The sequence below is a fragment of the Lewinellaceae bacterium genome, assembly GCA_020636135.1.
GTDB lineage: Bacteria > Bacteroidota > Bacteroidia > Chitinophagales > Saprospiraceae > JAGQXC01.
The window spans coordinates 3,029,051-3,052,247 of sequence record JACJYK010000001.1; the positions used below are offsets into that span (position 1 = coordinate 3,029,051).

The window sequence follows — 23,197 nt, forward strand, 5'->3', positions numbered from 1 at the left end:
GCAAGTGCGAATAAAGCACCTATTTTGCAAATTGTATGAACCGAATGCATCGAACGTAATTAATTCATTTAAGACAAGTGTTGCGCCTTGACCTGCAACCCGATTACAACGTATTCCTATCGCATCCTGTAAATTTGTAGGGACCCGCTGGGAATAATCCATATCAAGGTACAAATTCTGCATGAAGGACTCTCTGGACGCCAATTCTTTATATGTGACCAATCACTTTGCGGAAGTTATCCTGCCGATAGCGATCCCAAAGCCCTACAGCTATTGGATTCCGGAAGAACTGACAGATCAGGTGGTGCCCGGTAAACGGGTTGAGGTCCAGTTCGGCCGACGTAAACTCTATGCGGGAATTGTTGCCCGCGTTGGTCCGGTGGATGAGATCCCTTACCGGGCAAAGCCGATCCTTTCCGTACTGGATGAAGCACCCATAGTCAACGACCTCCATTTGCAGTTCTGGCAGTGGATCGCGGATTACTACTTATGCACCATCGGCGAAGTGATGCATGCAGCATTACCGGCAAGCCTTAAGTTGACCAGTGAAACCACCATCTTGCTGCATCCTGATTTTGAAGACAATTTTGAAGGCCTTGATGACCAGGAATACCTTATTGCTGAAGCCCTTACCATCCGCCATGAGCTGAGTCTGGAAGACGTCCAGGGTATCCTGCAGATAAAAACCATTTATCCCGTCATCAACCGCTTATTGGTGAAAGGGGTTTTACTCATCAAGGAAGAACTACAGGATGGTTACCGGCCTAAAACAGTCGATATCATCCAGCTGGCGGATGCTTATGTGAATGATACCAATGCCGCCTTTGAGCTGACTTCCCGGGCGCCAAAACAAACCGAAACACTCCTGCACTTCTATCAACTTTTCCGGGAGAAAGGCCGGGTCACCCGTGAGGATTTCCACCAGCACCCCGATATGCAGGCCAACCTGATCCCGGCACTGGTCAAGAAAGGCATCCTGGAAATCGTGCCGGAAGAAGTCTCCAGGCTTAGGCGCAATGAAAGCCAGGAATCCGAACTTCCGGCATTGACCTCGCAGCAAATCCTTGCCCTTGATGCCATTCACGAGCATTGGAAGGAGCACTTTCCGATCCTGCTTTATGGAATAACCGGCAGCGGAAAAACCCGGGTCTATATTGAACTGGCCAAAGAAATGCTGGCTATGGGCAAACAGATCCTTTATTTACTTCCTGAGATTGCCCTGACTACCCAGGTCATCGAACGCCTTCGTGTTATTTTTGGCCATCAGATCATTGTTTCCCATTCCAAGTTATCATCGGCTGAACGGGTTGAAGTGTGGAAAGCCGTTCTGAGCGGCCAGGGCATGGTTGTCGGAGCGAGGAGCGCGCTTTTCCTGCCTTTTAACAATTTAGGCCTGATTGTGGTGGACGAAGAACATGATTCTTCCTTCAAACAGGTCGACCCGGCACCGCGTTACAATGCCCGTGATGCCGCTTTGGTTCTGAGCCGCATGCAGCGGGCAAAAATCGTCCTCGGTTCGGCTACGCCCTCCTTTGAAAGTTACTACAATGCCCAGCGGGAAAAGTACAAGCTGGTCCTGATGCCGGAACGGGTAGGCGAAGCTGTACTACCGTTAACTGAGGTTGTAGACCTGAAAGCCTACCAGCGTAAACGGCAGATGAAACATGAATTTTCACCACCATTACTGGCAGGCATTGAATCTACGGTCCAGCAGGGTAAACAGGTCATTTTGTTTCAAAATCGGCGTGGTTTTTCTCCATATCTGCATTGCAAGGTATGCGACTACCATGCTCAGTGTGTACATTGCGATGTCAGCCTGACCTATCACAAATATTTCAACAAGCTGGTATGTCACTATTGCTCATACCAAACCGATATCCCTAAATATTGTCCGGACTGTGGCTCCGACCAGCTGGAACTTAAAGGCTTTGGCACGGAGAAAATCGAAGAAAATCTAAAGCTGCTGATGCCTCAGCTAAGGATAGGAAGGATGGATCTTGACACCGTGAAAACCGTAAAGGCGCAGGAGAAGATCCTTCAGGACCTGGAACACAAACGCCTGGATGTGGTCATCGGCACACAGATGGTTACCAAAGGTTTGGACTTTCCGGGGATTGGACTGGTTTCCATCCTCCAGGTCGATCAAATGTTGCATTATCCTGACTACCGGGCCAATGAGAGAGCCTACCAACTGATCACCCAGGTGAGTGGGCGCGCCGGGCGTAAAGACAACCAGGGCCAGGTCATCCTGCAAACCTATCAGCCTGACCATCCGGTCATTCAGGATGTCCTCAAGAATCACTATCAATCGTTCTATGCCTATGAAATGCTGGAGCGCAAGAAATACGGCTATCCGCCCTACACTCGTCAAGTGCTCCTGATCCTGAAACACAAAACCGCCAGGACGGTCTTTGAGGCCGGTAAATGGCTGACCCGTAGGCTGCGCGAAAAATTGCCCGAAAGGGTCAAAGGGCCCAGTGAACCTACCATCGCCCGCGTCCGTAACCAATATGTTCGGCATATATTGATCACCCTGGACAAACGGTTGGAACATCTCCAACAGGTGAAAGATTTCATCGAAAACAGCATCACGGATATGAAAGCGGAGGAAGGATTCAGTACGGTAAGGGTAAATGTGGATGTTGATCCTTATTAAGGCCGGAAAGACCAGAAGTCAAGAAGTATCTTCTTTCGGTTAACCTCTAAACTTCTGATCTGTTCAAGCCACTTCCGACGGAAGTCAAAAAACCTAAGGAGTGGAGCATACCGGAGTCGAACCGGTGACCTCTTGCATGCCATGCAAGCGCTCTAGCCAGCTGAGCTAATGCCCCAGGTTAAGCGGACAGCAAAGATAGAAATTGATTTCAGATTTTACCGGGAGTTGATCAGTTAATAAGTTGTTTTGTTTATCAGCTTACTGACGACGAACTACCAGCTACTGATGACTGACTAGCCCTCCACCGGAATATCACCGCGCTTCGCTGCGCGTATGATTTTCTTATTGGCAGTAAGGACCACCTCTACCCGACGGTTTTGCTGCCGTCCCGAGGCGTTGTCGTTGGTGGCTACCGGATCGGACTCTCCCATCCCTTCCGTGCCCAGGCGTTTACCGGCGACCTCGTCCTGCCGCAAATATTGGTCCACTGCAGCTGCACGCTGTTTGGAGAGTTCGAGGTTGTAGGCGATGGTACCGGTATTGTCGGTGTGGCCCATGACCAGGATATTTGTACCATCGTATTTATTAAGCGTTTTGGCCAGTTTATCCAGATTATTCCTGGTCTCCGTACGCAGTGCATACGAGTCAAAGCCAAACAGGAGTCCGGAATCAAAGGTGATCAGGATCCCTTCGCCGATACGTTCCACTTTAGCTCCTTCGAGATCTTCGCGGATCTCCGCAGCCTGTTTGTCCATGTAATTACCGATCAGTGCACCGGCGGTACCACCGATAGCGGCACCCACCAGGACTCCTACTGCCCGGTTGTTTTTTGCGATGACGCCACCGACCACTCCTCCGGCTGTGGCACCGATCACAGCACCCTTGACTTTTCGTGAAGCATTGCATTGTTGATTAATCAATGCGATTGACAGCAATAGGGATAGCATGAGCATGTTGCGCATCATAGTTTTCACGTTTTGATTTTAACTATAACGATTTACACATTCAAAATCTTATGATAGCCGGTATTATCGATGAGTTCGGGCAGGACTGACAATGAATGGTCAACTCGGTATGTTGTGATCAACATCACGTTGATTCAGGTCGAATTCGCTTTTCTTTGTTCCATGCAAACACCGTGGTATAATCGCTGGGAAAACATCCTCCCGATGGCCCTATTACTGGGCTTGGCTCCATTTGTTCCTGAACCACACATCCTGGGCAAGATCCGTTGGATCGCAGGCGGTGCCAAAGGTATGGGACTATTGGATTGGTTCGACTTCTTTTGGCATGGTTGGCCGTGGATCCTGGTGATCCGTCTAGGCTACCTGCAATACATCGCCAAGAAATTACCGGCAGAAACGAGTCCGGTAAAGAAAGCCTGATCCAAACTCAGATTGGAATTACCTGCTGGTCCTTGCTGGCTGAATGGCCGGCAGTACCAAAACCAACAGGCATCCCATGTCCAGGCTAGTGTGCCGGCAGACGCTTAACGGCAGACAAGGTGCCAGCTACGGTCGCGAGCGGAGGGGCAATCATCAACCCGATCACCGGGATGAACAGCATCAGCATAAAGGGAATGCCATTACCCAGGGCCAGCCCGCGGTGGTCGAGGATGAATTGCCGGCTTTCCTTCCGTTTCAGGTGACGCTCCATTGTGTAATCCAGGTTACCGAAACCCGCATAGAACGATTGGGTTAAAAAGATCATGACCGGCGAAAGGACATTAACCACCGGTATCAGCCCTACGAAGAGCCATAATAGTGTCCACAACAGCTCCCGGAATAGATTACCTACCGCCAACCTAAGTCCACGGACGAATTCATACACCAATCGTTTACCTGAAAAACTGGTATCCGGGTCACTCCCGGTAAGAATTTGTTCCACCCGTTCCGATAGCGGGCTCATGAAAGGTGACATGACCGCCATCAAAACATTTTTCAGGACGATGACACCCAATAAACCGATGAGTGCGCCACCTACCCAGACAGCATGTTCCGCCAAAAACCGATCCACCGCATCCCACGGAATCCAGGCAAGCCAACCGACCACCAGTGTCCCTACCGGTTTGGACAGGAAATACAACATCAGACCAAACAAAGTGGATAAAATGATCGCGCTCCAGATCGCGGGACCGATGAAGTAGCGCCCCAGGCGATATTCCCGGATAAGCCTGAATGCACGGAAATATGCCGCTAAAGCTCCAAAAAATTCAGTAAGCATAAGCGTATGGAGTATGTTCTCTCCTAAGCTAATGGATCATCAGCTGTGATGCCAATGGAAAAGACAGAAATTTCCATACCATCGACCAATTCACTACGCTAGAATCTAGCCCCGAAGTTATTCGGCTTTTTTCTTGCGCTTGGTCTTGAAGAGCTCAACGACTTCTTTATCTCTGAGAAAGCCCAATTCCACGAAGGTGGAGGACACAAATTTTTTAATGTCCTGATAGTCTTTACCTCGTTTATCCACGTATACTTTCAGTAAGCGCTTGATGTAAGCCAGGCTGAAATTCTTGATCTCCTGATTGAATTCCTGATTGGCAAACATATTCATGTACATCGTGAATACCTTGTTGTACTCGAAGTATTCTGGGTATTCATTGGTCGGCAGGTTGTCCATCAGTTTGCGGAAGTTCATCAATAACGTCTGGCGAACAGCCTCGTTAACGGTCGACAAACCTTCATGACTGTCGTAATATCCACGAATAGCCTGGATCGTATCTTCATGGACATAACCTTTGGAGTAGAGTTCATCCATCAGCTGGTAGAAGCCCAGCATGTCATCTTTGACTTTTTTGTCCAGGAGATCCAGAACGCGCTGCTGGCTTTTACCATCAATGAACACACCATGTTCGATCAGATTGATGATGAACTGGAAGTAGTCTTCATTAAAGGACGGATTTTCTTTGCGGGCACGGTTCAGGTCTTGCTCCAATACTTTTTTGTCCTGGTCATTGAGGTCATAAAAGTTAGCTACGATCGCCAGCACCTGAGTATATTCCTGGGTCCCTTTGATCTTGGGATTCTGGAGCATCTGGATGATCTGATACAGGAAGCTGTTATTATCATCATACCTGCGGATGCGCTCCAGGAGGAAGGTACGTAAGGAAGGATACAATATTTTAAGTTCTTCTACGGTCTCCGGAAACTCAGCCGTCAGGAAGTTAGCATTGACAAACTGACGCTTGAATTTTGCCAGGCCAATGCGACGTTCATCTTTTTCCTGATACTTGGGCATCACCTGGGCATTGAGGAAATGGATCACTCTTTTGTTGGAAATATCGTTCATCAGGTGAGATATCCAGATACGGCTGCTTAAGGCAAAACCAACCTGGATGGCCTGACCGATCCGTTGTTTTAAGATCTCAAAATTGGAAGAATTACAGATGGCCAGCAATACTTCGCGGAAATGGTCCTGGGGCCGGATGTATTTATAGGATTCGTTAACCTCACCACGTAATACCGAATAACCAAGAATGCGGGGCATGTACAATCCTTCAAATGCTTCATCGAGCATCTCTTTTTCCAGTGCAACGATCTGCAGGGGATGATGGGTCGCAACCGATTCATGCAGATCAGCCAGAGCTGGCTCAAAACCATCACGCAATGCCTGATAATCTTCCTCTTCCTCCGATTCAAGATAGGCAGCTAATAATTCACTGGACTGTATTTCCTGGCCGATCAATGCAAGTTGATCTTTATAGGATTTTAGTAGAGCTTCCATACGATAATTTGAGTGATCTTTTAGAACGTGGTTAATACGGATTCTGGCAAGTTTTTGGCTTACCCGCTGATCGAATACCCACTTGTTAGCAACAAAAAATTGGGGAACATCCCATTAAAACAAACCTAGTAAAACCCACCAGAGGCTTTACTAGGCTTGTCAAAGATAATGAATTCGGAAATTTCTCCCGAAGTCTTATTTCTTATTCTTCGTCCTTCTTGGACTCTTCCTCAGCTTCTGTTTCTGGTGCAGCGGTTTCGGAAGTAGCGACTTCCTCGGCCACAGGTGCTGCCTCTTCAGTAGCTTCTACGGTTGCAGCGGCTTCTTCAACTGCTTCAACTACTTCTTCAGCTGCAGCAGCGGTTGCTACCACTTCTTCTGCAGCGGCTTCGGTTGCTTCCGTGGCTTCTTCAGCCTCAACGGCTACTTCGGCAGCCTTTGGCTTGGCGGATTTCACAATACCGAATACTTTTTCGTGGAATGAACGCTGCACTTCCGTCTCTTTTTCAACGTGCTTGGCGATTTGCGATTCTTTTCCACCCAGCCACTTGGTAAACATTTCTTCGGCTTGCTCCTGGGTAAAGGCCCCTTTCTTCACGCCACGAAGTAAATGTTTCTTGTGTAAGACCCCTTTGTAGCGAAGGATCGCTTTTGCGGTGTCGGTAGGTTGTGCACCTTTCATCAACCAATCCAGTGCCTTATCGCGATCAAGATCGATGCTAGCTGGTTTGGTCATGGGGTTGTACGTACCCAGTTTTTCAATAAAGCGACCATCACGTGGTGCCCGTGCATCCGCTACGACGATGTGGTAGAACGGTGCTTTTTTGCGCCCCCGGCGCTGTAATCTGATTTTTACTGACATCAGTTAAAATTTATTTGGTTTAACCATACCCGGCTTGTCCGTTCAACGGACCCGGGCTTTTAACAGGGCTGCAAAGATAATGGAAATCCTGATAAGAATAAATAAATGTTTATTCGCCGTGTTTTAAAATGAACGCTTACCTGAGCAATCAAATTTAGGGTGCCAACCTTATCGGTCAACTGAATGCATCATTCACCATTTAACATTCAACATTTCTATCAGTCTCTCCTCGCCCACACCTCGTGCAGCGGTTCCCCTTTGCTGGACTTGCCACTGTGGTACCAGTCGCTATCCTTAACCTCAAAATCAAATGTCAGCGACGCGCCGACGCGGGATTTATCGCGGGAAAAGAAGCGGATGTTCTCGGTATACTTCCCGCCAACTGCAGTATAATCACCGCCTCCCGTCCCGAAGAATTCTTTCGTTTCGGTATTGTAGGCGATCCATTGGAAATGTGATCCGGTCAGTATTTTCATGGTTTTACGCGGTTGATTGAGATCACGGCGGTTCACCTCTCCCTGATCATCGACTCGACCTGCCATAAGCCAGGCCCCGGTCAATGGTGTAAAGGCCGGGTTATCCGCACGCTTCCAGGTCAGCTTGCTTCCTCCATCACCGGAAATCAATTGTTCTCCGGTGACCGTAAAACCCCAGCTTTCCTGGCTCCCTACCTGATCCGGCTTATCGGTACTAAACTCATAGGTAACTTTCATTTTTCCGCCGTCAGGCATCCAGGTGCCTCCTTTTGTCCAGACGAAATCACCGTCATCGGATTTGTACAAGGTCCAGGACCAGGCTCCCTTGGTCACCAGCAATACCTGGGTTACTGGCCCGGATTTACTTTGGCCTTTGATCTCCCAGGCTCCGGTCAGCAGCATTTGCTGGGGCTGGGCACATAGTAAAAACGCCAGGAGGCTGGCAAAAACGGTCAGAGCTGTGCGCATGTCATACAAGTTTAAGTCCAATACAAAAATGGAATTATTTGCGGAAAGTTGAAATCACTGTTTCATTTTCCTGCTATGGCGGTCAGAAAGCATTGAATGATCGCAAATTGTTGATCTGCAGATTCAAAAATCCATTTTCACCCTTAAGTTTACCCTTCGGCTGGTCAGATAATTGGGGATGGAATATTGCACGTTGTAAATGGATTTGATCCAGGTCTGGGAGGCTACATTTTGCTGGCCCATCAGGTTGAACACCTCAATACTCAGCCAGGTATTATCCGTAAATCGCAGCCAGTGATTTGGTTTGCGTTCCCGCCAGCTGGCATTCCACAATAAAAAGGAAAAACCAATGTCGGCACGCTGATACAACGGAAAGCGATAGGTATTGCGATAAATGCGGTTGTTGTCCTTCAGCCCATAGGGCAAACCGGTACCTACGGTCAGGTTGAGGTGCACCTTGAAATTCTCATTGCGGGGCAGATAATCCTGAAAAAAAATGGAAGCCTGCACCAGCCGGTCGGTTGGGCGGGGAACATCTTTAACCGGTGTACCTTCACTGCTGCCTACCTTGCGTTCCAGATGGGTGATTCCATCGATTTGCTCGCGAGCCCGGAGAAAGGACAGGTTGATCCAGCTCTCTGCACCAGAAACAAATTCTCCGTTAAAGCGCATATCCCAGCCCATCACATATCCTTTGCCCTCATTTTCGCCATAGTATCGTATACGCACGTTGTCGATATCGTAAAAGATCAGGTCCCACAATTTTTTGTAGTAGATCTCACTGATGAAGCGGATCGGTGTGGGGTTTTTCTTGCCAATCTCAAAGTCCCAGGTCCATCCTGCCAGGATGTGGGCAGACTTTTGGGCGCGAATGTCCCGATTCAGGGTGCCATCAGGACGCCGCAGCTCACGATAGAAAGCCGGCTGATCGTAAATACCGGCAGCCAGTCGGAAAGAAATGTTGCGATCCCACTGCAATGGTTTTACCAGCCATTGTAGGCGGGGAGAAAAGAGTAACTCGTTATTCAGGGTCCAGTAACTCAACCGGGCTCCATAAGTCAACTGCGATTCCATCTGTGCACTCTGACGGCTCCAGGTGTTCTGGACAAATGTGGAAAACCGGGAAGACATCAGGCTATTGGTACTTTTAAGATTGTAATCCACCTGCACCGATTCCGGATCGTAGGGCAAGGAAAATCCTGCTGAATCAAGGCGTTCCCATTCGTTGATGCGGTCTGCTATGTCTTCGTATTGGGCCGAGACTCCCCACTGGATAAACTGGGTATTTCCCCCGGTGCCGTATTCGATGCCTCCCTTATGTTGCAACGTGTAGATATCCGATTCAAGATAATCCCGTACGTACTGATGCTGGATTCCTGTACCCAGAGTCAACAGTTCTTTACCGGCATCATCAGCTCCCAGGTCGGTCTCGATCACACTCAGGCGGTAGGCGCCCTCAATATCGATGGTCTCGAGTTCGCGGCTGGACTGGTGCGAGGCCAGAAATTTGAGGAATAAAGGGTTGACATCACGTTCCGGAAGATAGGTAAGGCTCAGGCCATTCATGGTCGTCGTAAACTGGTCGCGCTCCCGTCCCTCAAATACGGCATACAGGCGCAAGGCAAAATCGATCAATCCTGTAGCCGTGCTACGCTCCACGGGACGGAACTGAAATTCGCTGCGGTTGTAGTTCGTCAGGTAACCCAATTGCCATTTGCGATTGAGGTCATACGTGAAGTAGCCCTGGACATCGGCAAAGTTCGGAGTATATTCTCCGGAAAGATCCAGTGAACCAAGAATGTACCGGGTATCCTTATAACGTGCGCCCAATAAATAGCGGAAACGGCGGTAGTTGTCGTCCCCCAGCACTCTGGAGCCTTCGCAATGAAACGAGCCACCCAACAAACTGGCTCCTACAGAATAATGCGTCGAATCAGGACGCTTGTAGCTAATGTCCAATACCGATGACAACTTGTCGCCATACTTGGCTTGAAATCCACCGGAAGAAAATTGCAGGTCCCGGATCAGGTCGATATTGGGAAAACTAAGTCCTTCCTGCTGTCCGGCGCGGATCAATTGGGGCCGGTAGATCTCAAAGTCGTTGACATAGACCAGGTTTTCATCGTAATTTCCTCCCCGGACCGAATATTGTGAGGTAAGCTCTCCCCCACTCCCGGAACTGGTACCCAGGGCGATGTGTGGCAGTACGCTTTCCAGGTTTCCCGTCGTGGTAGGCAACGTTTTTAATACGTCTACCTCCTGACGGACCGTGCCGGCATTCTGGATCTGGTTTGCCTTGACCTCGATTTCAATCTCCTGGTCGGTGGGCGCCAGGGAAGCATCTACGCGTACCCTTCTGCCAGACACAAAAGGCCCGATTTGTCTTTTGCTATCTTCATAACCGAGTCTGGTGAATACCAAAGTAATAATGGTATCCGCAGGTATCTCCAGCGAAAAATTACCGCGTGCGTCCGTCTCCGTAACCTGTTGGGTGCCTTGAATGTAAATGGTAACCAACTCTACCGGACCAGATGTACGCGAATCCTTCACCTGGCCATGAACTGTTGCCTGCTGGGCAATCCCCAGAGAAGCCCAGAGGATGCAGATGAATGCAATGAACCATCTTCGATCAGGCCAGGAGTGCATCACGACCGATGTGCTTAAGTTGAGCAATCATTTTTGTGGGATCCGGTGCTTTGAAGACCGTGCTGCCTGCAACCAGCACGTTGCAACCAGCTTCCAGGATCTTGCCGGCATTGTGCAATCCGACACCTCCATCAATGGAGATCAGCGCTTTGAGATTGCGCTCCAAGAGGCGGTATTTCAGTTGTTCTATTTTCTTCAGGGATTGATAAATGAATTTCTGACCGCCGAATCCCGGATTCACCGACATGATCAGCACCTGGTCCAGGTCTTCCAGGATATCCTCGAGCAAAGCTACCGGGGTATGGGGATTGATCGCTACACCCGCGCTGGCACCGGACTCTTTGATCTGCTGAATGGTACGATGCAGATGCGGACAAGCCTCGTAATGAACGATGATGTGATCTGCCCCGGCTTCCCGAAATGCATCGATGTATTTTTCCGGCTCAACGATCATCAGATGGACATCCAGCGGCTTGGTAGTCAACGGCCGGATGGCTTTGACAATCATCATCCCAAACGAGATATTCGGAACAAACCGGCCATCCATGACATCAACATGCACCCAGTCGGCTTCACTGTTCTGCAACATTTGAATATCCTCACCCAGGCGGGTGAAATCAGCGGCCAGGATCGAGGGCGCTATCAGGTGTGTCATGTAAGCATTTTGATTTGATCATCAGAAAACAAGGGCAAAAATGAAAATTTTCTGAGGATCTGAGCTACGGTCACCACGTCTTTTTGGCAGTATTCCTGAATCCTGGGTAAATCACCTTCGATCCAGAAGACCCTCCCTACCTGGCTGCCGTCGATATCTCCTTTGGGTGTAGGAACGTCAAAACAAGCTGCTAACAAGTCCAGCGACGTGAAGTGTTTGATATCCCCAAACTTCCACAGATCCATCGTGTCTACGAGGTATTTGGTCTCCCAGGGTTTCTTGCCATGCAGGTTCAGCAGATTGGGAAGCGGGATACCCAGGATCATCATTCTGCGGGCCAGATAAGGTACATCAAACTCTTTGATGTTATGACCGCACAGATAGTGATTATCAACGTCATAATAAAACTGGTCCAGCAGGTCTTTGAATTCTCGCAGGACACGCTCCTCATCCGCTCCGGCAAATGACTTGATCCGCAAAACCTCGTGACCTTCCTGGCGGGAGACAAAACCGACTGAAATGCAACATACTTTTCCGAATTCTGCGAATATGGCAGCCCGGTCCTGGTAAGCTCCCTCTACTTCATCTTCCGTCAACGGTTCATCGTATTGACGCAAAACATGCTTGGCTTTGTGCGCCCACAGCTTGCCCATCCGCTCATCAAGATCCTGAAAGACAGCTTTTTGTGAAACAGTTTCAATATCGAAGAACAAGATTTTGGAAAAATCAATGGAAATGGCCATGGAAGGATAATTTTTTCGTGGGAAAATCAGTTATATAGCACAATGGACGGATTTTGCCGTTCGTTAGAATGAAAATAAGACTTAAATTAAAACTGTGAAATTATGTCAGAGGCTAAAAAGCAAAATTTCTCCACCCTGCTATGGATCTTACTGGTGGCTTCATTAGCTGCCAATACGTATCTCCTGATCGACCACTCTCAGAAAAACAAGAAAATTGAACAACAGGTAGCAAGCCTGACCGAAACCGAACAACTCAAGTCAGAACTTGAGAAACAATACTACGAAGCGCTTTCCGATCTGGAAGAAATGCGCGGCAACAACTCCGAACTTAATCAAATGATTGAGTCGCAAAAAGAAGAACTGAAAGTTCAGAAAGATAAGATCGCCGGATTGATTAAAAACGGCTCAGACCTGAAATCAGCTCGCGCTGAACTATCAAAATTGCGTGAGCAGGCAGAACAATACATCGCTCAAATCGAGCAACTCACTCAGGATAATGCTACGTTGACAGCACAGAATGAGAACCTGTCCCGTGAAAATTCCGACCTGAGCACCGCATATGAGAACGAGCGTCTGAACAACGACGAATTGCAGACTGCCAAGGCAGCGCTGATGAGCGAAAAAGAAACCTTGTCAAAAGAAAATGCAGACCTTTCTTCCAAAGTCAATGTTGCATCGGTTATCGATGTTGACAAGATCATGGTAAAAGGCATCATGGTAAAAGAAAGCGGTAAACAGCGTGAAAAAGCTCGTGCCACCAAAGTAAATCAGTTGAGCATCTGCTTTACGGCTGAAGAGAACAAAGTGTCTGAGCCAGGCATCGAGCAATTCTTCATCCGCATCATCAATCCTACCGGTGAAACCATGGCCTTTGAGAACTTCGGTTCAGGAATCATGGTCAATCAGGCCACGGGAGACCAGGTGCCTTACACACACATCAAAGGCCTGCAATACAACAACGAAGAGGCCAATGCTTGCCTGGACTGGGCACCGAACATCGACTTCCAGCCCGGTGATTATAAAATTGAAATCTTTAACAAAGGTTTCCTTGCAGGAAGCTCTGAGTTCACCCTGAAGTAAATCATTCAAACGAACCGTTTGAACCGCAACTGCCCGGTACATTCATACCTGATGTGCCGGGCAGTTTGCATTTATGGAAAACGTGTTTTCGTGTTCGGTATACAAACAACGAACTACCTACAACAAACACCTAACAGCGAACTGCTAATACCAATTAGGAACTGCCTCCTTCAAAACATAAACGCGTACATTAGCCGCCCGATTTGAAAAAGGGTGTGACGAGATGGGACATGTGATCGTATTTAATTTGTATCTGCTTTTCGAAGAAATCTGGGTACCGGAAGCCTGGCTGGCAGAATTGGATCACGAAGGCCAACCAAAGGATCTACTGCGTCGTATCACCAAAGCACAATTGACCGAATGGGAGATCCAGGCCGACGAATACGTGATCCGGCTTCTGGAATGGAGTGAAAAGCTGCAGTACGAGGCGCTGGATGAAAATTTCAGTCGCACCGTAAAACGGAAAAAATTATCGCTTGCAGAGCAATGGGCTGAAAAGGAAGTTCGGCAGGGTATTGAAAAATACATCACCCGGCACCTGGATCAGTTTTATCAACTAGCCCAGAAACATGACGTATGGTTAAGCCGGGATGCTGCTTCTAAACCGGTGCTGGCACATCACCTGCTCTCCTTCGCACCTGCCCCTGCCCAGGGTACCCTGCACCTTTCAAGGCACACTTTCGGATTATCTTATCAGCTTCTGCTGCGCGACGATCAGAACCAATTGCTGGAACACACTGCGATTATCCCTTTGGCTTACTCCACCCCGGCATGGTTCGCACACCAGCGTATCATCTACCGGCTACCAGGCATTAATGGCAAAATGCTACTGCCCTTCCGTCAAAAAGACATTCTTGAGGTCCAGAAACAACATGAACGAACCTGGTACCATCAATTCTTAAAGAAGAATATTGACCGCGATGCCCAGGTTACCACTGAAGGTTTTCGCTGGGAAGAACAGACCCAGTTGAACAGCAGCCAGCTCTCATTCTTCCGGCATTTATTTGATGGACGAATCCTGATGCGTCTGCAATTTGATTACCCGGACGCTCACTTTTTAATGGGAGACAAGCAACAGATCCGGAGTAAGATCATCATTCCGGAATCCATGGATGAGGAAGTCCGCATCGTTAAGATCATCCGGAATACCGGGCAGGAACAAGCCACCATTGATTTTTTACAGTCTTTGGGGCTGGTGATGGAACAACCCCATTTCTATTGGCCTGAATCTGCAGCATTTGTTGATTTGGTGAACTTCCTCCGGGAAAACACCACATCACTGAAAGAACATGGCATCTTTTGTGAATGGACCCATCCTGAAAGCAATACTCCAATAGTCCCTCACCCACCTTCAATTGCCACAACTTCAAAACAGTCCGGTGATTGGTTTGACGTGACCATTAATATCCAGGTAGGGCTCCATCAAATTCCTTTCAGAGCATTTGCAGAGGCTATCCGCCGGCGATTAGAATACTATCAGTTACCTGATGGACCGGCATTTCTGATTCCACCGGCATGGCTGACCCGGTACCGGGAGCTGGCCGAATTTTTATTACACCAGGAAGAAAATTCAGAAGCTTCATCAGGAGACTCGTTACGTATTCATGCCGTGCAAATCCATTTACTGGAATCACTCGATATCATACGTGATTCCGTTAAAACTCCAATTCAGCACTTCAACACTTACCCTGCGTGGCAAGGTGCCGAATGGATAAAAGCAGATCTCCGTTCTTACCAGATGAAAGGTGTACGCTGGATCCTGCATCTGTGGGAACAAAAGCGCGGGGCCTGCCTGGCAGACGATATGGGGTTGGGTAAAACGTTGCAGGCAATTGCAGCACTGGGTCACTACAAACAATTGAAGAAGGCCATGATCCCGGTAGCCGATGAAACACTGAGTTCACCGGCTTGTCAGTTAAGTCTTTTTGATACCAGTTATACCCAAACCATTCTGCCGCTCCAGGCGCTGCTCGTGGTACCCGCTTCACTGGTGCACAACTGGAGAAAAGAGATTGCGAAATTTGCTCCGGGCCTTTTCGTCTATATCCATACCGGACCGAAACGATCCAAAGACTGCCGGGCAATCCTGGCACATGATATTGTACTGACAACCTACCACACCTTACGGGAAGATGCAGACTGGATGGCTCCCCTGAAGTGGGAGTTTGTCATCCTCGATGAAAGCCAGCACATTAAAAATCGCAGTTCTGATATTTCCCGCACAGTACGGAAATTACAAACCGGCCGGAAGCTGGCTTTGAGTGGCACACCCGTTGAGAACAACCTGTCCGAGTTGTGGAGTCTTTTCAATTTTGCCAATGCTCCCTTATTGGGTTCCTATCAGGGGTTCCAGAAACAATATCAAAACCCGATCGAAAAGGAGGGGAATGCCGAGGTCAAAACGCGACTACGTGAACTGATTGCTCCTTATTTTCTCCGGCGCCGGAAAAAAGAAGTAGCCCCGGAACTGCCACCGTTAACGCGTCAGGTGCTCTGGGTTGAAATGGATGACCCTCAAGCGGAGCTCTATGAGAAGACCAAATCGGCGGCACGCAATGAATTACTCGCTATAGAGCCCACCCATGAATACACCTTTCAGGCATTGAGGGTATTGATGAAACTCAGACAAACCGCCTGCCACCCGTCTTTGGTCGGTGCCGATAACATTCCCAGTGCGAAAATGCAGGCTGTCCTGGAAGAATTCCGACAAATCCACGACCAGGGAAGCAAAGTGCTGGTCTTCAGCAGCTTCGAAAAACACCTGATGTTGTACCGCGAATGGCTGGAAACCCAAGATTTTGAGTATGCATGGTTGAGCGGAAGCTCATCGATCGGGGACCGGCAGGCCGCAGTCGAAAGGTTCCAGCAAGATCCGAAAGTAACCATCTTTCTGATTACTCTGAAGGCTGGTGGAACGGGACTGAATCTGACCGCCGCGGATTACGTCTTTTTACTGGATCCCTGGTGGAATCCACATGCTGAAGAGCAGGCCATTGCCCGGGCTCATCGCATTGGCCAGGAAAAGCCGGTACATGTCATCCGGTTCATCACTTCGGAAACCATTGAAGAGAAGATCCTGCATTTGCAGGCAGATAAATGGCAACTAAACAGTGGGCTGATTGACGACGAACTGCCTCCACTTACCCGGGAGGAGATCCGGAGCCTGTTGTGACAGGGACCAATGACTTCTATTGGTTACATTATGTGTAACGGATTACTTCGCTGGCACCTCACTCATTAGGAGTTGTCTCAGCGAGGCATCTCGGAGCGTGCCGACGCTGTCCGTTGAGGTTATGCAAAACGGATTGCGTCGTTCGTTTTTGGGTTCTAATGACAGTTTTGCCGGGAAAGCACGTTAGCACAAAACATATAGATGGAAACCCTGCATCCTGAACCTAAAAAACGAGGATGGAGCCTATAACTTTATGCTGGCATCGACGGTAATAAGCGATTCCTCACAACGATTTGCGTTGCAAATCTGTTCGGAATGACAGTTTTGCCGGGAAAGCACGTTAGCACAAAACCTGCAGATGGAAACCCTGCATCCTGAACCTAAAAAACGAGGATGGAGCCTATAACTTTATGCTGGCATCGACGGTAATAAGCGATTCCTCACAACGATTTGCGTTGCAAATCTGTTCGGAATGACAGTTATGCCGGGGAAGCACGTTAGCACAAAAACTGCAAATGGAAACCCTGCATCCTGAACCTAAAAAACGAGGATGGAGCCTATAACTTTATGCTGGCATCGACGGTAATAAGCGATTCCTCACGACGATTTGCGTTGCAAATCTGTTCGGAATGACAGTTTTGCTAATACCATTCAACCACAAAACCACAAAACCACACATCCAAAATCCTTACATCCTTACATTTAGAAACGAAACATTCAACAACCTTTCACCCAACATCCACAACACCACAATACCATAATACCATAAAACCACACCACAACACCTCATCTCCCTCCCGTGAATCCCATCACAATGCTGCAATGGTTAATTTCGTATTTTAGCAGATAAGAAGTAAACACATCATGTCCGAATCCTTTTTCAAGCCTTATCGTGAACACACCATTGGCTACCATCATCTATTCGAGACCCCTTATGGCTCTAAACCCATCGTCTATGCAGACTGGACGGCTTCCGGGCGCCTGTTTGGACCGATCGAAGACCGGTTGGCGGAGATGTATCCCTATGTGGGAAACACGCATACGGAAACTACCGTTACCGGATCGCTGATGACGCAGGCTTACAAAGCATCCAAGAAAATCATTAAAAAGCATGTTGGTGCCAATGAAGAAGATGTACTCGTTTACTTCGGATCCGGAATGACCGGCGCCATCAATAAATTTCAACGCATCCTGGGCTTCAAAGTCCCTGAGCGCTCACTGGAATACCTTAAACTCAATGAAAATGGCTCCCTGTACCGGAGTCTGAAACCGGCCAACGACCGGCCCATCGTGTTCATTACCCATATGGAACACCATTCGAATCATACTTCGTGGCTGGAGACGGTCTGTGATGTTGAGATCATCCAGGCTACACCGGATGGACTGGTTGACCTGAATCACTTTGCCCAACTGATTGAGAATTACCAGGACCGGCCCATGAAAATTGCTGCCGTGACGGCTTGTTCCAATGTAACCGGCATCATGACACCCTACCATGAGATGGCAAAAATGATCCATCAAGCGGGTGGTTATTGCTTTGTAGATTTTGCCTGTTCCGGACCGTATGTACAGATGAACATGCATCCAAAGGAGCAGGGTGCTCACCTCGATGCGATTTATTTTTCGCCGCATAAATTCCTGGGCGGACCAGGCACCCCAGGTGTTCTGGTATTCAACCAGAAATTATATACCAACCGGATCCCCGATCAGCCTGGCGGGGGAACCGTCCTGTATACGAATCCCTGGAAGTTCCACGAATACCTTGAAGACATTGAAGAAAGGGAAGATGGTGGCACCCCACCCTTCCTGCAGGGCATCAAAGCAGCTATGGCCATTCAGTTAAAAGAAGAAATGGGTGTGGAACGCATGTTGCAACGAGAAGAGGAGTTGTTAAAAATCGTCTTTGACCGGTTAGCCCGCCAACCCAAAATTCATGTCCTGGCTGGAGAACATCAGCATAGGCTCGGTGTCATTGCTTTTTATATTGATGGGGTGCACTACAACCTGGCAGCGCGGATTCTGAATGATCGTTTTGGAATTCAGGTGCGCAGTGGTTGTGCCTGTGCCGGTACCTATGGGCATTACCTGTTGCACATCAATCAGGATGTATCAATGGCCATTTTCCGGGAGATCGCCCGTGGTAATCTGACGCATAAACCAGGCTGGGTGCGCATGTCGATCCATCCTACCATGTCGGACGAAGAAGCAAACTACATCATGGATGCCATTGACGAACTGATGGAACATGCAGCGGAATGGGAAAAAGATTACGATTACGACGCCCAGTCGAACGAGTATATACACAAAACCTTTGAGGATCCTTGCCCTCAGATGATCCAGGAGTGGATGTACTCATCCTTCGAAGAGATGGTTAAAGCTGAATAATCATTCAGCGGACTACAGGCTAATAAGTGAATTAGATTCAGGAATTTTTATTCCTCTGCACTAGTTCATCTGCACTTCAAGCATTTTCAGAATATCCGTAGGCACCTTGACCAGCATAACTTTTCGGCCACGCTGGGCGATTGGCTGACGGATAATCTCAGGATGCTTGCTGATCAGCGTGAGCCAATCTTCCGTATCCAGGTCTACCTCCGGGAATAACTCTTTGTACTCCTGAGACTCCTTACAAACCAATGCTTCCGGATGCATTCCCAACCCATCAAGAATTTCCTCCAATTGTGTAGGCGTCAATGGATCGAGCAATAAATTGACCGTATGCACCGGCACTCTGGATTCCCCAAGGATCGCCAGGGTCTGTTTAGATGTCTCTGAATCAGGAAGATAATAGACATTCAACTGATTCGGGATTTGCGTTAGCTCGGACATGGTTTCAATTTTTTGGTTAACCAAAAAGGCAATCTTCTTTAAGTAGAACACCAAATCAAGCAAGATGGTTATCCAATCCGGTCAAAATCTCAGAATCCCGTCACCACCATCACTGCATTCTGAATCATCCTACCAGCTGACCTCTACATTATTACCGGAAAGTGCTCGATAAAAACCGAGGATTTCAGCACTACCCAAGCACCAGGTCCAGTTCAAGACTGCACTGCAGCTAAATAACTTTTAGAAATATCTTTCTAATTTTGAGCACCGGATTTAGGTTTTGAATTAGGACCAGGTGGTTAAGGGGCTAGTGGCTAGAATGGATTATGCATTTTCCCCAAAACATTTTCTTTATTAAACAATTGCTTAAACAGGAAGCAACTTCTGAACCTATTATTTCTGGCCTTGTTATTTTGGAATAGTAGCCTTACCATGAGCAATAGCAGTTACCAGTCCTCTACCGTTTCAGTGGTCAAGGAATAGTTTCTCGATAGCAGGTGGCTTATAAATTCTGGCTTGGAGGTAGCCATTCATGTTATTTAAACGCATTAAATCGAATAAAGATATATCAGACAATGAATTTGATAAAGTTTATCCGAAAAGTATCCGGAAATTATCCGACCTGCACTTTACATCCGTAAAAGTGGCAAAATTAGCTTCTGATTTCCTCTGTGAGAAAAGTAATCCTATCCTCGATATCGGTGCCGGAGTTGGAAAATTTTGCATGATCGGCTCCTCATGGACAAAAGGAGAATATATAGGCGTGGAACAGAGGGCCAATCTGTGCGAAATAGCCAATCAGGTGATTGAAAGATATGAACTTGATCGCGTAAGCATGGTAAATGCCAATATTTTAGACATACCTTTTTCAGAATTTAAATCATTTTACTTTTTTAATGCTTTCCACGAAAATATTTGCAAGGATGATCCGATTGATCAATCCACCGACCTTGGCCGCCATTTGTACGACGACTATGTGAAATACATGCGGGAAGAATTGGATTCAATGCCTCAAGGGACAAGATTGGTTACCTATTATGGTTTTTTAAAAGAAGTACCAAAATCCTATAAATTAGTCCACGAAGCAGAAGGTGGACCACTGAAATTTTGGGAGAGATCGTAATTTTCTATTTAACCCAAAGGTCGACTAATTCATTCACAGTCATTTTTTCTACCCGGAAATAATAGGTTTAACCCTTTAATACCCAGGCACCACCATCACCGCATTTTGCATCATGCGGCTGGTACCCCGCCAGAACATTCGAAACTGGGTATTATCGGGCAACAAGACGATCTTACCGCGTCCCAGAGGCACTACCGCTGCAAATGCATTCCCTGCCAAAACCTTAAGGTTTGCCGTGTCCGCATACCCGCTGGCGAGGACCTGACTCGAATCCTGCACATAGTAGCCCACAGTCTGCAACTCAGGCGCCGGTTTGATGGCTTCCGGTCCAAAATTCAACGAATAAACTTCCTTTTTAACCCCGAAAGCCAACGGATTGGTGTTATCGACCAGGCCGTTCAGGGCAGAACCCGGGATGCGTTTCTTACCGAAATAATCCTGCCGCTCAGAGTAAGGCAAATACATCAGTGTTTTGGTCGTATCCTTTGGGGACTTGGTCATGGTTACTTTGGGCCAAATAGATTTTTCGTCGTTGTTGGTAAAATAGTTAACCGCACTCTCGGTTGCAATCACGGTTCCTCCGGCCTGGATCCATGCTTTTAACTGGCCTGCATCTTCCTTGGCAAACACTTCATTCAAGCCGTTTCCACCTCCTGCGAGGATCAGCACATTGTAATCATTCAGATCCACATAGCCATAACGCTGACCGAATTTGGGCAACGAGGACTGCATCAGCACACTTCCCCGCACCCGCTGAACCGGCAGTTTGGTCTCCTGGTCAAATAACCAAGATATCTGGCCTACCGTCTGGGAAGAGAAAGGATCATCAACCAGCATAGCCACTTTGGGCTGTTCGATGGGATGACTGTACCGGGAAGCGAGGTCCATTCCTTCGACCATCCTACCGGATCCGATGGCCTTAATTTCCACCTGCGCTTCCATGGCAACAGATTTCATGTCAGCTGCAATGACATCCTCTTTTCCCAGATTACGGCCGGCTAGTATAACCAGCGTTCCCTGCGGATAAGTGGTCGTTCCATCGGAAAAGGGCTCCTGGGAACTACGGACCTGATAACCTTTCTCCCACAGCAAGGCCAGGGCCGTAGGTGCATAGCGCTGATCCCAGTCAATCAGATAAGCATAGGCATTGGCAGCGCCCGTCATGCCACTGGGCAGGGCCGGCAAAGTAGTCACCGGTTCGGATTTCAACGATAACATCTGACGGCAGTTATAAGCATCCAGATTGTAAGCCAGCGGCATCGACCAGGTGGCCATATCGTACATCACCGAGTCTTCGATCTCCATCTGGCGGTCCAGGATGGTGGCGATCATCAGATAACGAGGCTGGTCAGCACGAACAACATAGGTACCGGCATCAAAGACAGCTTTGCTGGCTTTTCCGTCGCGGTAACTGATCGCCGCAGGAACGGTGACCGGTTGAGTCAAACGATCTACGCGTATATTTTGACGCATCAGGATAGCCAGTACATCGTGCAGATATCCCTTGCCCTGGTCGTCGCGCAGGAAATAATATTTCTCCGGGGATTTGTTATTCGCCGGGTCCCAGGCATTCAGGCTATACTGACGCAGGGCGACGCGATTAGCTACCGAACGTCCCATGGTGGCCAGAGCAGTCGTATAATGATCCCAGACCCGCTGTTTGAAGATCAGGACATAATCATCATCCGTGGTGATGGCTATGCCGGCGCCGATGCCTCCCTGCTCGCAAAGCATGCCAATGGATCCCATTACACTTGGATAGCTGGAGCCGTAGCCCGGGTAGAAAAAGTCAAAGGCATCGCGTGTGAAGTAGTTGATTTTATGCGCATCAAACGCCTTCACATTAGCCCTGCCGAAGGTATCGGCCCAGGCTTCGTAGCGATCGGGTAAAAACTTATTCCGTGGCGTAGTGCCCGGCACCGTAAAGTAATTGGAATTATAGCCTTGCTCGTGGTAATCGACGTGGACCTGGCCCATCCAGCGCTGGTATTCCTCTGTCAGTCCGCGGGCTTCCGGATGGACACCCCACACCCAGTCCCGGTTTACATCAAACCAGTAATGATTGGTCCGTCCTCCGGGCCACGGTTCGTAATGTTCCATATCCGCTGGTTCGACCCCGGTGATGTTACGGCGCATGGAATTGTACCAGTACACATAACGGTCCCGGCCATCCGGGTTGATGCAAACAAACAGGTTGTAGATGCCATGATCCAGCAAATCCTTCGTATCCCCATCCTGGGCGGCAGCCAGCCGGTAAGCGATCTGCATCGCCGCCTCGGTTGAAGAAGCTTCATTCCCGTGAATGTTAAACGACATGGTGACGATAACGGGCAGCTGGAGCCATGCTTCTTTCTCTGTCGCAGTAAGCGTCCCTTCAGCCGCCTTGATGTGCAACTGCCGGATCTCCTCCAGACGAGCCATATTGGCTTCCGAGGTGATGATCAGGTTAACCAGAGGACGGTGCTCGTAGGTTTCGCCGTATTCATGATAGATGACTTTGGGAGAAGCATCTCCCAGGGTAGCACAATAATCGACTACCTGATCGTACACCGTAAACCGGGTTCCCGGTTCATAACCCAAAAATTGTGCAGGTGATTTGATTGCAGCATCATAAGTCAGTTGCGGATCAAATGCAAATCGCTTGGGATTAAGATCCACTTGTGCTGTCAGGCAATTGATTATCAAGGCCGTAAACAGGCCAACGGCTAATAGCTTTTTCATAGGAGATTTCGTCTTCTTGGTTTACGAAATGAAGATAAGG

At 48.4% G+C, this 23,197-nt stretch carries 16 protein-coding genes and 1 tRNA gene; 6 read left to right on the forward strand and 11 right to left on the reverse strand.

The window, feature by feature from the left end; all coding sequences use genetic code 11:
* Positions 1 to 181 precede the first annotated feature (181 nt).
* Entirely contained in the window at positions 182 to 2,656 is a 2,475-nt protein-coding gene (gene priA / locus H6570_11590; GenBank protein MCB9319920.1) for a primosomal protein N', read from the forward strand.
* 101 nt (positions 2,657 to 2,757) lie between these two features.
* Here priA and H6570_11595 read toward each other — a convergent pair.
* A tRNA-Ala gene (locus H6570_11595) sits at positions 2,758 to 2,831 on the reverse strand.
* A 118-nt stretch (positions 2,832 to 2,949) separates the two neighbouring features.
* Positions 2,950 to 3,618: an OmpA family protein gene (locus tag H6570_11600; protein ID MCB9319921.1), complete on the reverse strand. Its 669-nt coding sequence runs from the start codon at positions 3,616 to 3,618 to the stop codon at positions 2,950 to 2,952.
* A 165-nt stretch (positions 3,619 to 3,783) separates the two neighbouring features.
* On the opposite strand from H6570_11600, the gene H6570_11605 reads away from it, so the two are divergent.
* Complete coding sequence (locus tag H6570_11605) at positions 3,784 to 4,041, forward strand: hypothetical protein (GenBank protein ID MCB9319922.1); 258 nt, start codon at positions 3,784 to 3,786, stop codon at positions 4,039 to 4,041.
* Between the two features lie 85 nt (positions 4,042 to 4,126).
* On the opposite strand, the gene H6570_11610 is transcribed toward H6570_11605, so the two are convergent.
* The 7 genes from H6570_11610 to H6570_11640 form a co-directional block, all read right to left on the reverse strand.
* Entirely contained in the window at positions 4,127 to 4,879 is a 753-nt protein-coding gene (locus tag H6570_11610) for an EI24 domain-containing protein (protein MCB9319923.1), read from the reverse strand.
* 117 nt (positions 4,880 to 4,996) lie between these two features.
* The gene (locus H6570_11615) at positions 4,997 to 6,382 is read right to left on the reverse strand and encodes a hypothetical protein (GenBank protein ID MCB9319924.1); all 1,386 of its coding nucleotides are present in this window, start codon (positions 6,380 to 6,382) and stop codon (positions 4,997 to 4,999) included.
* Between the two features lie 202 nt (positions 6,383 to 6,584).
* Complete coding sequence (locus tag H6570_11620; GenBank protein MCB9319925.1) at positions 6,585 to 7,244, reverse strand: 30S ribosomal protein S16; 660 nt, start codon at positions 7,242 to 7,244, stop codon at positions 6,585 to 6,587.
* Positions 7,245 to 7,462: 218 nt separating this feature from the next.
* A complete protein-coding gene (locus H6570_11625) occupies positions 7,463 to 8,188 on the reverse strand; it encodes a membrane or secreted protein (protein MCB9319926.1) in 726 nt (241 codons plus the stop codon).
* A gap of 123 nt (positions 8,189 to 8,311) precedes the next feature.
* Entirely contained in the window at positions 8,312 to 10,834 is a 2,523-nt protein-coding gene (locus H6570_11630) for a TonB-dependent receptor (GenBank protein ID MCB9319927.1), read from the reverse strand.
* Positions 10,818 to 11,489 carry a ribulose-phosphate 3-epimerase gene (locus tag H6570_11635; protein ID MCB9319928.1) on the reverse strand — a complete coding sequence of 224 codons (672 nt, stop codon included), beginning with the start codon at positions 11,487 to 11,489 and terminating at the stop codon, positions 10,818 to 10,820. The genes H6570_11630 and H6570_11635 overlap by 17 nt, the downstream gene beginning before the upstream one ends.
* Entirely contained in the window at positions 11,486 to 12,232 is a 747-nt protein-coding gene (locus H6570_11640) for a ribonuclease H-like domain-containing protein (GenBank protein MCB9319929.1), read from the reverse strand. The genes H6570_11635 and H6570_11640 overlap by 4 nt, the downstream gene beginning before the upstream one ends.
* A gap of 102 nt (positions 12,233 to 12,334) precedes the next feature.
* Here H6570_11640 and H6570_11645 point away from each other — a divergent pair, with 102 nt between their 5' ends.
* The 3 genes from H6570_11645 to H6570_11655 all read left to right on the forward strand — a co-directional run bounded on the left by H6570_11645 (position 12,335) and on the right by H6570_11655 (position 18,869).
* Entirely contained in the window at positions 12,335 to 13,312 is a 978-nt protein-coding gene (locus H6570_11645) for a hypothetical protein (protein MCB9319930.1), read from the forward strand.
* A gap of 223 nt (positions 13,313 to 13,535) precedes the next feature.
* Positions 13,536 to 16,484 (forward strand): SNF2 helicase associated domain-containing protein, encoded by a 2,949-nt coding sequence (locus H6570_11650; protein ID MCB9319931.1) that lies wholly within the window; start codon positions 13,536 to 13,538, stop codon positions 16,482 to 16,484.
* Positions 16,485 to 17,348: 864 nt separating this feature from the next.
* On the forward strand, positions 17,349 to 18,869 hold the full coding sequence (locus tag H6570_11655) for an aminotransferase class V-fold PLP-dependent enzyme (protein ID MCB9319932.1): 1,521 nt from the start codon (positions 17,349 to 17,351) through the stop codon (positions 18,867 to 18,869).
* A 60-nt stretch (positions 18,870 to 18,929) separates the two neighbouring features.
* On the opposite strand, the gene H6570_11660 is transcribed toward H6570_11655, so the two are convergent.
* A complete protein-coding gene (locus tag H6570_11660) occupies positions 18,930 to 19,313 on the reverse strand; it encodes a hypothetical protein (protein ID MCB9319933.1) in 384 nt (127 codons plus the stop codon).
* 532 nt (positions 19,314 to 19,845) lie between these two features.
* Here H6570_11660 and H6570_11665 point away from each other — a divergent pair.
* Positions 19,846 to 20,436, forward strand: a complete 591-nt coding sequence (locus H6570_11665; GenBank protein MCB9319934.1) for a class I SAM-dependent methyltransferase — start codon at positions 19,846 to 19,848, stop codon at positions 20,434 to 20,436.
* A gap of 75 nt (positions 20,437 to 20,511) precedes the next feature.
* On the opposite strand, the gene H6570_11670 is transcribed toward H6570_11665, so the two are convergent.
* Positions 20,512 to 23,157: a peptidase M14 gene (locus H6570_11670; protein MCB9319935.1), complete on the reverse strand. Its 2,646-nt coding sequence runs from the start codon at positions 23,155 to 23,157 to the stop codon at positions 20,512 to 20,514.
* Positions 23,158 to 23,197 lie beyond the last annotated feature (40 nt).